We start from the raw sequence: 15662 nt of genomic DNA, 5'->3' as shown, positions 1-15662 counted from the left end.
GGCAATGACCCCGTCACGACTGCCGGAAGCAGCGAAGACCAACGGGCGAGCGCGTTGGTCTTCTTTTTCAACCGCCACATCCGGGAGCTTTTCCAACATGAACAACACAGCCGATGCACAGGCACTGCCGGAGACTTCGATGAATATCATCGATCACTCCGACGAAGAGATTCTCGAGGTTGCCCACCCCATGTGGAGCGATCTCATCAAGTATTCCAACAAGGGGCAGTTCGGGAACTTCGTGCGCAAGTTCTCTTATAACCTCCTGTTTGGTCTGAACGAAGTCGAAGTGGGCAAGCAGTTCGCACAGAGCGAATTGACCCGTAGCCTCAGCGACGATTGGGACTACCTCGGCATGATCCGTCGCGGCGAGCATGTCACCGTCCTGTACCGGGTCCGCAGTACCAAGAAGGAAGGCGAATGGCTGGGGCGCATGGTCCTCGGCTACGAAGAAGGCGAAATGCGAATCTTCGGCGCGTCCATTTTTTGATATGACGGAATTGGCAATGACAAAGAACGTGATCCAGGCCAACCAGTACGTCGAACTGACCTACAAGGTCATCGACCAGAAGTCCGGTGAGGTCCTGACCGCCGTCGAGTTTCCGCTCGGCTACGTCCACGGGGTCAACGAGATCCTGTCCCCCCAGGTCATGTCGGAACTCGAGGGTCGTGCACAGGGTGACACCATTGAGGTGCCGATCGACTGCAACGCCATCTACGGCCCGCGCGACGAGTCCCTGGTGATTACGGACTACATTGAGAATGTCCCCGAGGAATACCGCGAGGTCGGCACCGCCATCCTGATGGAGAATGACCGGGGCCAGACCAAGAGTTTCCTGGTGACTCGCGTCGATGAAAGCACGGTCACCATTGACGGCAACAATCCGCTGTGTGGACGGGAAGTCATCTTCAAGCTGGATATCACCCTGGTTCGGGATGCCTCCGACGAGGAAATCGCACACGGCGGCAAGGTGGAAACCGGCCCGGATATCGACACCGGAAAGGCAGTGCCCATCGACATGGTCAACGGGAATCCGTAGGCCGAACAAAGTCTGGCCAAGGCGACTGTGCGCGTGAAGTGTTTGCGCATGCGGCGGCCAGTGAAATGGCGCAAGCACCGACACAAACACCTGTCAGCAATTTGGGGGGCTGACGCCGGTAATTCCCTTCCCCCTCTTTCATCGAGACGAGGTGAAGCATGAGTGCACCAACCGACAAGAAGAAGCCCGAAGTGCCGGATGGCAAGTCCCAGTTCCTGACTACTCGGCAGCTTCCGCCCAACGAAAAGGGCTACGTGGGCTACGAAACCATCTGGGAACCCTTCCAGAAAGAGGCCGAATACCAGACCCCTAAGCGCCCGTAATCGTACCGGCCGCGCAACCGCGAGTCGCTTGCGCGGCCGTTTCTATGCGACCTGATCAGCTGAACCCGTCATGGATGCACGGGCAGGCATAGCTCGACAGGCGCGCGGGTGGGTTGTCCCTTCGGTACCGAGTTGCCCACGACGGTGGCCTGCGTTGTATGTGTCGCCTCCGCTTGTTTGGTGGGATATACGCAAGTCCAGCGGTATCGATGGCACTGACCATTTTAATAGTCCCCAGCTAGGCACCTCCCCCAAACCTGCGGCACGGATCGCCGAGGTCACAGCAACGGAATGCGCTCGTAAACCGCGTGACGCTCGCCGCGGGCTGCAGCTCTCCCCTTCCTGACGAAGCCGAATTCGATTTGGGCAACCTGTCCATGGCCGGGCGGACAACCTTGCGGCCGGAGGTCCTGGGCCGCATCGTGTCCGGCTTGCCGAAGAAAGCAATGGCTTACGAATCGCCTTTTGAGGCCCTGTGCTCCCGACAGAAAAAAGCCCCACCGGGGCGTAGACCGGCGGGGCTTGGTGAACGGGGCGGGCGGTCCTGGCCGCCGGCCCCGGTGGTGCACGATCAGAAGTCGTAACGCATCCCAATCGAGAACGCGGAGGCGTTTTCACCTGCGGCGCCACTCGGACCGGAGGTGCGTGCGGCACCCCATGGCGTCAGGGCCGAGGTGTCATCGTTGTCGACCATGGCGATGTTGCCGTAGAAGCGCAGATCGCTATCCAGGCGATACTCGAGACCCAGCGCGTACATGGTGGCGTCGGCGTCATCCAGATCGGAATCCAGCTGGAAGACGTGGCCGTTCAGGTACATGCTCGGGGTCAGGCGGAACTGACCGCCCAGACCGTAAATGTCGGCGTCGTCACCGTTTACCGTCTCGGAGTTCTGGTAGAAGGCGCCCATCCGGAAGGTCGGCGTGATGCGGTAGCCGACCGCCAGACGCCAGGCGTCCGGATTAACGTCACCGTCTTCCTGTTTCTCGTAGGCCAGGGCGCCGGTCAGGTCCCCCATGTTCAAATTCAGTGAGGTCGAGTAAGCCTTGTTGTCGGCGCCGTCGACCGTAGTGGCCCCTTCAGTCTCGTTCGAGTACTGAATGTTCCAGGTCAGGCCACCGAAGCTGGGGGTTTGGTAATGGATGCTGTTGCGGAAACGCTCGTCGAACCGACCGGTCTGGGCCGCCGAACGCGTCAGGTTACGCATGTCGCCGACCTGGTCGCCAAAGAAATTCGCAGGGCCACGCGCGCGCTTGAAAGGCGTGTCGAACTTGCCGACGCGCAGCATGCCCCAGTCGGAACCTTTCAGGCCCACAAAGGTGTCGCGCGTGGCGAAGTCCGTCCCATCGGTATCGAAGTCGATCTGCTGTTCGATCTGGAACACGCCAACGAGTTGTTCTCGGAACTCGCGCTCGCCACGGAAGCCCAGGCGGCTGGAGTTACTCGAAACGTTGAATTCGTTGTAGTCCGCGCCGTCGTCAAGGACGTCGGCGGAAACATGGGCACGGCCGTAGAGGGTCCAGTCGGCGGTGGCGATGGCCGGGGCGAGCAGGCCGGCGGCGATCAGGCTGGTCAGAAGGTGCTTGCGGTTCATGAGGTTCTCCCTGTTTGCATTGCGAAATTTGGCGGGACACGGGGGTGTACCGACAGGACGCAAGCATGGGGAGGCGGCGTGACGTTCCGGTTAAGCGGCTATGAAGATCGCGTTAAATGGCAACACTGTTGTAAATAGGAGACTTGGGCTAACGGGAACCCCTCGGACGTCCGCGAGTCCTCCTAAGGACGGGGTGTGGCCGACGAATCGCACCCTTTGCGGGGGCGGCAGGAGGGAGGTTGGCAATGCGACGATCTCAGTGGATGGCCCCTCGATCGGCGCCCATCGCGGTTGCGGCTCTGCTGCTGAGCCCGGCGCAGGCGCCAGCCGAGGACCAACCACCAGTATTAGATCCCGTGGAGGTCACGGTCACCGCACCGCGCTTGGCTACACCGCTGGCGGATTTGCCGGCCGCGGTCTCGCGGGTCGACGAGCGCCAGGCGACCGAGGGGCGCCAGGGCCTGCAGCTGGACGAGTCGCTGAACCGTGTGCCCGGACTGTTCGCCCAGAATCGCTACAACTTCGCGCAGGACGCGCGCATCTCCATCCGCGGCTTCGGCTCGCGCGCACCGTTCGGCGTGCGCGGGCTGCGTATCCTGCAGGACGGGATCCCCGAGACCACGCCGGACGGCCAGTCACAGGTGGATACGATCGACCTGTTGAACCTGCGCGACATCGAGGTGCTGCGCGGGCCCAGCGCGGCGCTGTACGGCAATGCCTCCGGTGGCGTGATCTCGGCACGCACCCGCGACGGGCGCGACCCGCGTGGCTTTGGCGGCGGGGTGCTGCTGGGCAGCTACGGCTATCGCCGCGCCGAGGCCATCGCCGAGCAGGATCACGGCACCCACCGCTACTCCCTGACCGCCCACGACTTCGCCATCGACGGCTACCGCGACCAGTCCACCGCCGAGAAGCGCTATCTGCGCCTGCATACCGCCTCGGAGCTGGAGGCCGGAACGCTCAACTTCCACCTGCGCTACTTGGACGCGCCACGCACCGATGACCCCGGCGGGCTCACGCGCGAGGAGATGCGCCAGAACCGCCGCGCGGCCGCGCCGCTGGCCACGGCCCTGGACAGCACTCAGGAAGCCGAGCAGCTCACCACGGGCCTACAGTGGGAACAGTCGCTCGGCCCCGGCGAGCTTCGCCTCGGCGGCTTCTGGACCCAGCGCGACTACGCGCAGCAATTGCCGTTCCCCGGCGACTCGCGGGTGGCCTACGAGCGGGATTTCTATGGCCTCAACGCCCAGTACGAGCAGGACATCGGGCCGACCCGAGTGCTGACCGGGATCGACCTGGAGGAACAGCGCGACGACCGCACCCGGCGCTGCACGGATATTCAGGGGCAGGCGAACTGTCCCGCCGGCACCCCCTCGATCGACGACCTCGCGCTGGACCAGCGCGAGCGCGCCCGTTCGCGCGGGGTGTTCGTGCAGACCGACACCGCACTGGGGTCGGACTGGAACATGGTGCTCGGCGCGCGCCACGACCGTATCCGCATGTCCATCGATGACCATTTCTCCGAGCGGGTGGGCGAACCGGATCGCTCCGATGCGCGGACCTTCCGCGAGACCAGCGCTATGGCGGGGCTGATCTGGCACTTCCAGCCGGACTACCGGGCCTACGTGAACGTGGCCACCAACTTCGAGACGCCGACCTTCACCGAGTTCGCGAACCCCGAAGGCGGGGGCGGATTCAACGACGGTCTCGACCCCCAACGGGCGCGCAGCATCGAGGTCGGGATCCGCCGCGAGACCGGTCGCCTGGCCTGGGATGCCTCGGTCTATGCGACCCGCGTGCGCGACGAGATCGCCCCGTTCGAGGAGCCCAACGTGGACGGTCGCACGTTCTACACCAACGCCGGCCGCACCGCGCGCAACGGCTTCGAACTCGCGGTCGACTGGTCCGCGACAGACCAGTGGACGCTGTCCAGCGCACTCAGCCTGAACGACTTCCGCTATCGCGATTTCGTGGACCAGCAGGGCGAGCGGCGGGATGGCAATCGGCTGCCCGGCCTGCCGCGTGAACAGCTGTTCGTGGAGGCCGACTGGCGCCAGGGGTCCTACTTTCTCACCATCGATGCGTTATATACCGGCGGACGTTACGTGAACGATGTCAACAATGAACGCGTGGGCGGGCAGACCACGCTGAACCTGCGCGCGGGCCGCCACTGGCAAGATGGCAGCACCCATGTCGAGGCCTTCGTGGCCGCAAACAACCTGCTGGACGCCGACAACGTCGACAACATCCGTATCAATGACGGCAATCGACGCTACTACGAGCCGGCCCCGGGCCTGACTCTGATGGCCGGCATGCGCATGACCTTCGGGCGTTAACGCGCACCACTACGTCGGACGCCGGCACCGTCATTGCGAGGAGGCGGAGCCGACGTGGCACAAAGGCGCGAAGCGCGTTGAACGGCCGCAGGCCGGCCCGAAGGGCGAGCGCAGCGAGTAATCTCCCTCCGGAAGCACCGCGTTGCCAGCGTTCGGAGATTGCCACGTCGGCTTCGCCTCCTCGCAATGACGGTGCCATGAAGAGGGGCCGTCGCCGCTACGTCGCGGGATGCCCCGACCGACGCGAGCTGCATTAAGGACGGGTGTTCGGCTAGTCGCGACGCCCGGGCCCCTCCAGCGGTTCTTTCGGCTCGATCTCGTCCAGTCGCCCCTGCTCGATTTTGCGCAGGGTCTCCGGATCCGTCCCGTCGTCCTCCTCCCAGGAGGGCCGTCGCGCGGGCGGTAGCGGGTCGCGCCGGTACAAGAACCAGCCGCAGATCGCACCGACCACGGCGCCGAACAGGTGCGCCTCGAATGAGACCCGGGGCGCGCTGGGGAATACGCCCCAGATCATGCTGCCGTAGAGGAACAGGATGATGATGGCGAGCGCGATGGACAGCGCGTCGCGCCGACGAATGCCAATAACTACGGCAAAGAACATCAGGCCGTGCGTCAGGCCCGAGGCCCCGATGTGCAGGCCTTCGCGGGCGAAGAGCCAGACGCCGAGGCCACCCATCAGCCAGATCAACGGGACCGCCACGCGCGTGGCGCGAGGGAATCCATAGAGGGTGAGCATGCCGAGCACCCAGAGGGTGGGCACGTTGGCCAGCAGATGTCCCCAGGAGCCGTGGATCAGCGGCGAGGTGATGATACCCAGTGCGCCCACCGCGTCGCGCGGCAGAATGCCCAAGCGAGCCCAATCCCCGCCGGTCAGCTCCTGCAGGGCATGGATCGCGATCAGGATGCCGGCCCCGAGCATGGGCCACGTCAGGGCGCGTCGAATGCGCTCGCGTTCGGCCCTGGGATCGGTCGGGGGTGCCGGCCGGCGAAGGTTCATCATGCGCCTAGCCTGCCACGCCCCGGCGTGCGGTCCAATCTCTCCAGTCCCCAGGCGCTGGTACCAGCGCCGTCATTGCGAGGAGGCGAAGCCGACGCGGCAACCTCCGAAAGCTGGAACCGACTCGGGATTCGATGGCTCCGGATGGAGGTTGCCGCGTCGCCTTCGGCTCCTCGCAATGACGGCCCCGAAGGCGAACGGCGGGGTCAGTGCCCGCCCGGCCCCAGGTCGGCGCCCTTGTCGTGCAGGGCCAGCTTGTCGTGCAGTTCGCCGCTTTCACCGCGCGGGGCCTTCACCGCGACCTCCATGCCGTTGCGGCGGAACTTGCCGACGACCTTGTCGATGGCGGCCACCGCCGAGCTGTCCCACAGCGAGGCGCGGGTCAGGTCGATCTCGATGTGATGGATGCCCTCGCGGTAGTCGAAGCTGTCGATGAACTTGTCCACGGCGACAAAGAACAGCTGGCCGCGCACGGTGTAGATGCGCGTCCGGCCGTCCTCCGACAGCGCACTGGTGACCTCGACCGCCTTGACCATCTTGCGCGCGAAGAAGATCGCCGAGAGCAGCACGCCGGCGAACACGCCCAGCGACAGGTCGTGGGTGATCACGGTGGTGCCAACGGTCACGATTAGCACGGTGGCGTCGGTGCGCGGCAGCTTGTGCAGGGTGGTCAGCGAGCCCCAGTCGAAGGTGGCGATGGAGACCATGATCATCACCGCGACCAGCGCGGCCATCGGGATCATCGAGACCAGGTCGCCGAGGAACACGATGAAGATCAGCAGGAAGATCCCCGCCGACAGCGTGGACAAGCGCCCCAGCCCCCCGGACTTGATGTTGATCACCGACTGGCCAATCATCGCGCAGCCCGCCATGCCGCCGAAGCAGCCGGTGACGACATTGGCGATGCCCTGGCCCTGGGCCTCGCGGTTCTTGCCCGACGGCGTGTCGGTCAGGTCGTCGAGGATGGAGGCGGTCAGCAGCGACTCCAGCAGGCCGACGATCGCCAGGGCGAAGGCGGTCGGGAAGATGATCTGCAGGGTCTCCCAGTTCAGCGGGATGTCCGGGAACAGGAACACCGGCAGGCCGTCCGGAAGCTCGCCCATGTCGCCGACCTCCAGGGTCGGCAGCCCCATGAAGTAGACCACGACGCTGAGCACGACGATCGCGACCAGCGGCGGCGGCAGCAGCTTCGGGTAGCCCGGGATCATCGGCAGGCCGTAGAGGATGATCAGCCCGGCGGTGACCAGCGCCCACATGGTGGTGTCGCCGTCCACCAGGTAGGGCACCTGCGACAGGAAGATCAGGATCGCCAGCGCATTCACGAAGCCGACGAGCACCGTGCGCGGTATGAACATCATGTAGCGCGCGAGCTTGGCCCACGCGAACAGGATCTGGATGATCCCGGTCAGGATGGTCGCGGCCAGCAGGTACTGCAGTCCGTGCTCGGCGATGAGTGTCACCATCAGCAGGGCCATGGCCCCGGTCGCGGCCGAGATCATCCCGGGGCGCCCTCCGGCGAAGGCGATCACCACCGCCATGGTGAAGGACGCGTACAAGCCCACGCTCGGGTCCACCCCGGCGATAATGGAAAACGCGATCGCCTCCGGGATCAGGGCCAGCGCGACCACGATCCCGGCAATCAGGTCTCCGCGCACATTGAACAACCAGATCTTGCGCTGGCGGGACAGGAAGTCTTGTAGGGTCTGCTGCACGATATGGTCCCCAATACCCATGCGCGCCGAAGCCGACATGCGTCGGGATCAACGGGTGAACGAACAGGTACCAGAGACTTGTGCGAAGTAGCCGGGCCCGGTTGCCACCAGTGGATGGCGCGGTTGCAAGCGGTTCAATGCCGGTACAGACTGAAACCGCCAGGAAAGGCGGCAAAGTCTAGCACTTCATAAGCCCGTCCTGAAGTTTGCCGCCCCGCTCAAGCCTTTGCCGGGGCTCTTCCATGCGTTCAATTGGGGATCTTCATGCTGCAGCGCGTCATCATCGCCGTCGACTTCTCGCCCGCCTCTGCCGCGGCCCTGGCCGTGGCCCGGCAGCATTGCCCGGGGGCGACGAAGCGGCTGCTGTACGTGATGAAGCCCGCCGAGGTGGCCAAATCCAGCGCGGCGGGTGCGTTCAGTGGTGCCGGGAGCTCGCCCCTGAATGCGAAGTCGATGCGCGACTCGGCGGAGGAGCAGGTGCGTGCGCAGCTGCAGCAATGGGCCGAGGAGGGTGACGAAGTGGCGATTGTGTTCGGCAGCGCCGCGGAGGAGATCTCCCGCCATGCCGAGGAATGGGGCGCGGACATGATCGTGATGGGTACGCGCGGGCGCAGCCAGATCTCCAACATGCTGACCGGCTCCGCCACCGAGTGGCTGGTGCGCCATGCCCGTCTCCCGGTGCTGGTGGTGCACGATGTGCCGCTGTCCGACTCGATGAAGGAGAAGCTGCCGCCGGAGGGCGCGGTCGACTGAGCCAACCCGCAATCCCGACACGCAGAAGGCCCGCTTTCCAGCGGGCCTTTCTTGTTCCTGCGGAATGCTCTCGCGGGGGTGGGGTCTCGGATGTGCAGCCGGTCAGCCCCTGAGCGATGGGGCGCTGATCAAGCCCCATCGCTCAGGGGCTGAGCTCCTACGAATAGCGGAACAGGGGCTGGAAGATCGCCACGGCGCTGAGCGCCTCGCGATGACGGGCCCGGTGGGTGAGCAGCTCGGGAGTCGTCAACCGCCGGTCATGGACATGAAGCGCAGGACCTTTTCCGGGCGTTCGGAGAACTCGTGGCGCTCCGGCTTCAGGTTGATGGCTTGCACCACCAGGTCTTCTAGTTCCGAGTCGGTACAGCCTTCGCGCAGGTAGGGGCGCAGGTTCAGGCTGTGCTCGTTGCCCAGGCAGGTGTAGATGGTGCCGTCGACGGACAAGCGCACGCGGTTGCAGGTGTCGCAGAAGTGCTGCGAGATCGGCGTGATGAAGCCGATGCGTACGTCGCTATCCGGGATCTGCATGTAGCGCGCCGGGCCGCCGCCCGGCATCACGCCGGGGACCAGGTTGTAGCGCGGCTCCAGCCGGGCGCGTACGTCTTGCAGGTTTACGTAGTGGCCTTCTTTCGCCTGGCGGCCGGTGTCGCCCATCGGCATGGTCTCGATGAAGCGCAGGGTGAAGCCATGCTCGATGCAGAACTCGACCATGTCTTCGACTTCTGGCTCGTTGATCCCGCCCATCACGACCATGTTGATCTTGATCGGGTTCAGGCCGGCGGCCTTGGAGGCCATTAGCCCGTCCAGGACCTTCTCCAGCTTGCCGCCGGTGATCTCCTTGAAGACCTCCGGCTTGAGCGAATCGAGGCTGACGTTGATGCGGGCCACGCCGGCATCCTTCAGCTCCTGGGCATGGCGCGCCATGCGCGTGGCATTGGTGGACAGCGAGATGTCGTCGATGCCGGGCAGGGCGTTCAGGCGCGCGGCCAGGTCCGGTAGGTTCTTGCGCACCAGCGGCTCGCCACCGGTCAGGCGTACGCGGCGGGTGCCGAGCCGCCCGAAGGCCCTCATCACACGTTCGATCTCCTCGAAGCTGAGCCAGTGTTCGGGCTCCTCGAAGTCGCGAAAGCCCTTGGGCATGCAGTAGAAGCAGCGCAGGTCGCAGCGATCGGTAACCGAGAGACGGACGTATTCGATGCGGCGGCCGAAGGCATCGACCAGGGCGTTCTCTTCCTTGAGGGGTTGTTCCATGGCGGCATCCGTCCTGCTGATCGGGGCGATATGTTTCATGAGACACATCGTAGACCATTTTTCCGGGAACGCCACAACAAGGCCCCAGATTCATTGATACAATAAACTTGTTCTATTGCAGATTAATATCACTTATTTATGGATAAGAACTTTTCGTTGTTCAAAAGGCCCCTTTATGGCCAGACTATCCCGTGAATAAGCAAACAATGATCTATGGGGTCGCCTGAATGAGTGCCTTGCCCGAATTTGAGAACCACAGTCAGCAGGAGATCAAGTACACGACCTGCTACATGTGTGCCTGCCGTTGCGGCATCAAGGTTACCGTGGAGGACAACAAGGTCCGCTATATCCAGGGGAACCGGCATCACCCGATCAACAAGGGCGTGCTCTGTGCCAAGGGCAACGCCGGGATCATGAAGCAGCAGTCTCCGGCGCGCCTGCGTCAGCCGATGCGCCGCAAGCCGGGCACCGAGCGCGGCGCCGGCGAGTTCGAGCCGATCTCCTGGGACGAGGCCCTGGACATGCTGTCCACGCGCCTGCAGAAGATCCGCGAGACTGACCCACGCAAGCTGGCGTTCTTTACCGGCCGCGACCAGATGCAGGCCCTGACCGGCCTGTGGGCGACCCAGTTCGGCACCTACAACTGGGCGGCCCACGGCGGCTTCTGCTCGGTGAACATGGCCACTGGTGGCCTGTACACCACGGGCTTTGCCTTCTGGGAATTCGGCGATCCGGACTGGGACCGCACCAAGTACCACATGCTCTGGGGCGTGGCCGAAGACCATGCCTCCAACCCGATCAAGATCGGGCTGGAAAAGCTCAAGCGCAGCGGCGGCAAGTTCGTCGCCATCAACCCGGTGCGCACTGGTTACCAGGCGATCGCCGACGAGTGGGTGGGCATCAAGCCCGGTACCGACGGTCTGTTCGCGCTGTCGATGCTGCACGTGCTCTTGAAGAACGACCAGTTCGACTGGGACTTCCTGGTGCGCTACACCAACGCCACCCAGCTGGTGGTGCAGACCCCGGGGCAGAAGGGCGACGGCCTGATCCTGCGTGGCGAGAACGGCAATCCGCTGGTCTGGGAGCTGGAACAGGAGGCGTTTGTCGACGGCACCCAGGTGGATATCAAGCCGGCCCTGTTCGGTGAGTACACCGCCCCCGACGGCCGTCCGGTCAAGACCGTGATGACCGTCCTGGCCGAGCGCTACCTGAGCGACGAGTACTCCCCGGAGAACACCGCCAAGGTTACCGGTGTGCCGGCCGACCAGACCGAGCGCCTGGCGCTGGAGATGGCGCACGTCGCCTTCAAGGAAACCATCGAACTCGACATCGAGTGGACCGACTCCTGGGGCCGCAAGCACGACAAGGTGTTCGGGCGCCCGGTGTCCATGCACGCGATGCGCGGCATCTCCGCGCACTCCAATGGCTTCCAGACCTGCCGCGCGATTCACCTGCTGCAGATCATGCTGGGCTCGGTCGACTGCCCTGGCGGCCACCTGGCCAAGCCGCCGTATCCGAAGCACGTCCCGCCGGGCATCAAGCCGGCCAAGGAGTGCGCGCCGAACACCCCGCTGAAGAGCCCGCCGCTTGGTTTCCCGACTGCGCCGGAGGACCTGGTCATTGATGACGACGGCAACCCGCTGCGCATCGACAAGGCCTTCTCCTGGGATGCGCCGATCTCGAACCACGGCCTGATGCATATGGTCGTGACCAATGCGGTCAACGGTGACCCTTACCCGATCGACACGCTCATCTTCTTTATGGCGAACATGTCGTGGAACTCCTCCATGAACACCGCCGAAGTGATGGACATGCTGCGGGCGAAGGACGAGAACGGCGAGTACAAGATCCCGTTCCTGGTGGTCGCCGACGCGTTCCATTCGGAGACGGTCAACTTCGCCGATCTGGTGCTCCCGGACACGACTTATCTAGAGCGCTACGACACCATCTCCATGCTGGACCGCCCGATCTCCGAGCCGGCCGCGGCGGCGGACTCCATCCGCCACCCGATCCTTGAGGTCGACCGCGATGTGCGCCCGTGGCAGGAAGTCATGGTCGAGCTGGCGGGTCGCCTGAAGTTCCCGGCGTTCACCAAGGACGACGGCAGCCGCAAGTTCTCGGATTACAAGGACTTCATCGTCAACTACGAGAAGGAGCCGGGCATCGGCTTTCTGTCCGGCTATCGCGGTAAGGATGGCCAGACCCACCTGCGCGGCGAGCCGAACCCGAAGCAGTGGGAGGCGTACATCGAGAACCAGGGGTTCTTCATGTACCACCTGGCGCCGAACCAGCAGTTCTATCGCTATGCGAACAAGGACTACCTGGAGCTGGCCAAGCACGCCGGCTGGGTGGGCAAGACCGATCCCATCACCATCGAGCTCTACTCCGAGACCCAGCAGCGCTTCAAGCTGGCCGGCCAGGGCCTGTATGACGGCCCGCAGCCGACCAAGCAGGAACACAAGGATCGTCTGACGCAGTTCTTCGATCCGCTACCGATCTGGCACAAGCCGCTGGAGCAGACGCGTATCGACGAGGACGAGTACCCGTTCTACGCGGTCAACCAGCGTCCGATGTTCATGTACCACTCCTGGGACTCGCAGAACGCCTGGCTGCGCCAGATCTGCGCTCAGAACTACCTGTACATGAACCGCGGCAGGGCGGAGTCCATGGGCATCGAGGACATGTCCTGGGTGTGGATGGAATCGCACAACGGCAAGATCCGCGTGCAGGTGAAGCTGATGGAGGGTTGCGAACCCGGCACCGTCTGGACCTGGAACGCGATCGGTAAGCAGAAGGGCGCCTGGGGCCTGAAGCCGGACGCGAACGAGTCCAACAAGGGCTTCCTGATGAACCATCTGATCAGCGAGTTGCTGCCGAAGAAGGGCGACGCGATCGATGCGATCACCAACTCCGATCCGGTAACCGGGCAGGCCGCGTGGTACGACCTGAAGGTCAAGATAACCCCGGTCGATGCGCCGGAACCGGACGAACAGGGTTCCTTGCCCGAGTTCGAGACGATCAAGCCGGCCCCGGGCATGACCGAGGCCCCGGACCAGTTGCGTTATTCCACGCACAAGCCGGTGCACCTGAATCGTTCCATTCGCGATGTCCTGACCCGCGGCTCGCTGGACGAAGAAAAGTAGCCACGCCGGACAAGGGACCTGCCGCCGGCTGTAGCCAGCGGCCCTAGAGAAATTTGAGGAGTACCTGATATGCGACTTGGACTCGTAATCGACATGGATACCTGCGTTGGCTGTCACGCCTGCGCGGTGGCCTGTAAGCAGTGGAACACCAGTGGCACCACCGGCGCGCTGACCGACTATCGCCCCTATGGCGAGGACCCGTCGGGGGTGTGGTTCAACCGCATCCGCCACTACGAGGTGGGTGACTACCCCAACAACAAGACCGTGAACATCCCGATGTCCTGCATGCACTGCCAGCATGCCGACTGCGTGAATGTCTGCCCCACCGGCGCCTCCTACAAGCGCCCGGAAGACGGAATCGTGCTGGTCGACCAGGACAAGTGCATGGGTTGCAACTACTGCGCTTGGGCTTGCCCCTATGGCGCGCGGGAGCTGGACCGCGAAGACGGCGTGATGAAGAAGTGCACGCTGTGTGTGGACCGCATCTACGACCAGCAGCTGCCGCCGGAAGAGCGTCAGCCCGCCTGCGTGATCACCTGCCCGGCGCATGCGCGCTTCTTCGGGGACTTCGATGACGCCAACTCCGAGGTCAGCCGTTTGGTGCGCGAACGCGGGGGAGTCAAGCAGATGCCGGAGCTGGGCTACAAGCCGGTCAACACGTATCTGCCGCCGCGTATCACCCGACCGATCCCCACCGACGATGTGCGAGCCAATCGGCTGGTCACCTCGGTGAAGGACTGGGTCAACAAGATGGTCGCGCGCTAAGCGCGGCCCGATCGGGAGAATTCGTTATGCATCCAGCATTTTCCGTCATTCTTTTTACCGTCATCTCGGGCGCGGGCTACGGCCTGTTCATCCTGCTGGCGGCCTTCCACCTGGCGGGTATCGGCCCGGCGATGAGCCACGGTGAACTGCTCGTGCACGGTGGCGTGGCCATGGGCATGATCACGCTTGGCCTGCTGCTTTCCACCGGGCACCTGGCGAACAAGAAGAACGCCTGGCGTTCGTTCATGCGCTTCAAGACCTCCTGGCTGTCCCGCGAGGCGGTGTTCGCGGTGCTGTTCTACCCCTTTGCCGGGATCTACGCCCTGGGCGTGCTGTTGCAAGGGCCAGCTGTCGGTCCGCTGGCAGCCGTCGCAGGCGTCCTGGCTGCACTGCTGGCCGTGATTACCCTGTTCTCCACCGGCATGATCTATGGCTGTCTGAAGACGATCCGTCAGTGGAACACTGCGTTGACGCCGGCCAACTACATCATGCTTGGCATCGCCACCGGTACCACGCTGTTTGCGGCCATCGCCAGCGTGTTCGGCAATGCCACCTCCATGCACGCTGGCGTTGCCATGGTGGCGCTGGTCGCGGCGGCCCTGCTGAAGGGGATCTACTACTTCTGGATCTCGCGTGTGAACGGCCCGACCATCAACACCGCGACCACCTTCAACCGTGCAACCGTGCGTCTGCTGGATACCGGCCACACCGCCGGCACCTTCCTGACCGACGAGTTCGGCTATGACCCGCGCAAGGACACCATCGACAACATCAAGATGGGGGTCTTCCTGCTTGGCTTCATCGCCCCGGTACTGGTCTTCGCGTCGATCCTGTCTGGTGCCCCGGAGGCCGTCGCCTGGCTGGCCGCGATCTCGAGCCTGATCGGGATTGGCATGGAACGCTGGCTGTTCTTTGCCGAGGCCAAGCATGTCGTGCGCCTGTATCACGGTGCCCCGAACTGCACCAGCCCGCTGACCCAGCCCGCCAGCGACGGACCGGAAGTTCCGGAAACCGCCGGTGCCGGCGAGAAAGGGCCCGGCTGGCGCCTGGGCGACACGCCTGGGGGTTCGGGCTCCTGACCGACCCTGAAAGACCAAGAAGCCCCGGGCAGCTGCCCGGGGCTTCTTGCTTTTGGGTCAGCACCAAGTCCGGGTCGAGAGGCCCCCGTTGCCCTGACGCCTTGCGTTAATGGGACTTGTCGTCTTCGTGCATGCCGTGAACGATGAAATACCCCACGTAGGCGAAGAACGCGACAATCCCCAGCAGGGTGATGATCGTGAGGATGCCGATCGGCGACTGAAACATGATTTCGGTGAGCATGACAGATCCTCCTTCGTTTGCCTGTCTGTCACCTTCGACGCTAGCCTCGGGATACAAACCATCGATTGATCTGGATCAACACCGCGGTGTTTTCGGGAGGCGAGTTTGCGGCTGGGCGCGCGGCGATCGCGCGTAGCGAATGGTGCGGACTGGGGGCTCGAATCGGACCCTTCGCTACCCCATTACGCAGAAAGGGACCACGAGGGTCCCTTTCTGCGTAATGGCGCGCCCGGCAGGATTCGAACCTGCGACCCCTGCCTTCGGAGGGCAGTACTCTATCCAGCTGAGCTACGGGCGCAAGGTCTGCAATGATACGGGCGCGTACTTCGGTGCGTCCAGCCATATTTGACCGCCGCGCTAGGTTTGTGGTCGTGCTCTGTTCGATGCCCTATACTCTGCGCCCGATTTGCGCGTCTTGCGCGCACGCTTTC

General features: G+C 63.9%; 13 protein-coding genes and 1 tRNA gene. 8 read left to right on the top strand and 6 right to left on the bottom strand.

Annotation, left to right across the window (positions count from 1 at the left end):
- Positions 1–139 precede the first annotated feature (139 nt).
- The 3 genes from D002_RS0112710 (at position 140) to D002_RS13815 (ending at position 1363) form a co-directional block, all read left to right on the top strand.
- Positions 140–490, top strand: a complete 351-nt coding sequence (locus D002_RS0112710; protein WP_026181715.1) for a hypothetical protein — start codon at positions 140–142, stop codon at positions 488–490.
- Positions 491–506: 16 nt separating this feature from the next.
- Entirely contained in the window at positions 507–1040 is a 534-nt protein-coding gene (locus D002_RS0112705; RefSeq protein ID WP_018142308.1) for a peptidylprolyl isomerase, read from the top strand.
- Positions 1041–1198: 158 nt separating this feature from the next.
- Entirely contained in the window at positions 1199–1363 is a 165-nt protein-coding gene (locus D002_RS13815) for a hypothetical protein (RefSeq protein WP_018142307.1), read from the top strand.
- A gap of 571 nt (positions 1364–1934) precedes the next feature.
- Here the strand turns inward: D002_RS13815 and D002_RS0112695 are convergent.
- A complete protein-coding gene (locus tag D002_RS0112695) occupies positions 1935–2954 on the bottom strand; it encodes a porin (RefSeq protein WP_018142306.1) in 1020 nt (339 codons plus the stop codon).
- A 263-nt stretch (positions 2955–3217) separates the two neighbouring features.
- Here D002_RS0112695 and D002_RS0112690 point away from each other — a divergent pair, with 263 nt between their 5' ends.
- Complete coding sequence (locus D002_RS0112690; RefSeq protein WP_018142305.1) at positions 3218–5290, top strand: TonB-dependent receptor; 2073 nt, start codon at positions 3218–3220, stop codon at positions 5288–5290.
- A gap of 271 nt (positions 5291–5561) precedes the next feature.
- Here D002_RS0112690 and D002_RS0112685 read toward each other — a convergent pair whose 3' ends face one another.
- A complete protein-coding gene (locus D002_RS0112685; protein WP_018142304.1) occupies positions 5562–6290 on the bottom strand; it encodes a rhomboid family intramembrane serine protease in 729 nt (242 codons plus the stop codon).
- A gap of 203 nt (positions 6291–6493) precedes the next feature.
- Complete coding sequence (locus D002_RS0112680) at positions 6494–7999, bottom strand: SulP family inorganic anion transporter (protein WP_026181713.1); 1506 nt, start codon at positions 7997–7999, stop codon at positions 6494–6496.
- A 264-nt stretch (positions 8000–8263) separates the two neighbouring features.
- Here D002_RS0112680 and D002_RS0112675 point away from each other — a divergent pair, with 264 nt between their 5' ends.
- A complete protein-coding gene (locus D002_RS0112675; RefSeq protein WP_018142302.1) occupies positions 8264–8752 on the top strand; it encodes a universal stress protein in 489 nt (162 codons plus the stop codon).
- A gap of 246 nt (positions 8753–8998) precedes the next feature.
- On the opposite strand, the gene moaA is transcribed toward D002_RS0112675, so the two are convergent.
- On the bottom strand, positions 8999–10003 hold the full coding sequence (gene moaA, locus D002_RS0112670; protein ID WP_018142301.1) for a GTP 3',8-cyclase MoaA: 1005 nt from the start codon (positions 10001–10003) through the stop codon (positions 8999–9001).
- A 227-nt stretch (positions 10004–10230) separates the two neighbouring features.
- On the opposite strand from moaA, the gene D002_RS0112665 reads away from it, so the two are divergent.
- The 3 genes from D002_RS0112665 to D002_RS0112655 all read left to right on the top strand — a co-directional run bounded on the left by D002_RS0112665 (position 10231) and on the right by D002_RS0112655 (position 14990).
- Positions 10231–13146: a molybdopterin oxidoreductase family protein gene (locus D002_RS0112665; RefSeq protein ID WP_018142300.1), complete on the top strand. Its 2916-nt coding sequence runs from the start codon at positions 10231–10233 to the stop codon at positions 13144–13146.
- 69 nt (positions 13147–13215) lie between these two features.
- Positions 13216–13911 (top strand): 4Fe-4S dicluster domain-containing protein, encoded by a 696-nt coding sequence (locus D002_RS0112660; protein ID WP_018142299.1) that lies wholly within the window; start codon positions 13216–13218, stop codon positions 13909–13911.
- A gap of 26 nt (positions 13912–13937) precedes the next feature.
- Complete coding sequence (locus tag D002_RS0112655; protein WP_018142298.1) at positions 13938–14990, top strand: DmsC/YnfH family molybdoenzyme membrane anchor subunit; 1053 nt, start codon at positions 13938–13940, stop codon at positions 14988–14990.
- Between the two features lie 106 nt (positions 14991–15096).
- On the opposite strand, the gene D002_RS13890 is transcribed toward D002_RS0112655, so the two are convergent.
- Positions 15097–15231, bottom strand: coding sequence for a hypothetical protein (locus tag D002_RS13890; RefSeq protein ID WP_018142297.1), 135 nt, complete (start codon positions 15229–15231; stop codon positions 15097–15099).
- A gap of 221 nt (positions 15232–15452) precedes the next feature.
- Positions 15453–15529 (bottom strand) — tRNA-Arg (locus D002_RS0112645).
- Between the last annotated feature and the right edge of the window lie 133 nt (positions 15530–15662).

The organism is Thioalkalivibrio sp. ALJ7, assembly GCF_000376865.1.
In the GTDB taxonomy this organism is placed as follows: Bacteria; Pseudomonadota; Gammaproteobacteria; order Ectothiorhodospirales; family Ectothiorhodospiraceae; genus Thioalkalivibrio.
This window is presented reverse-complemented; position numbering and strand designations above follow the sequence as displayed.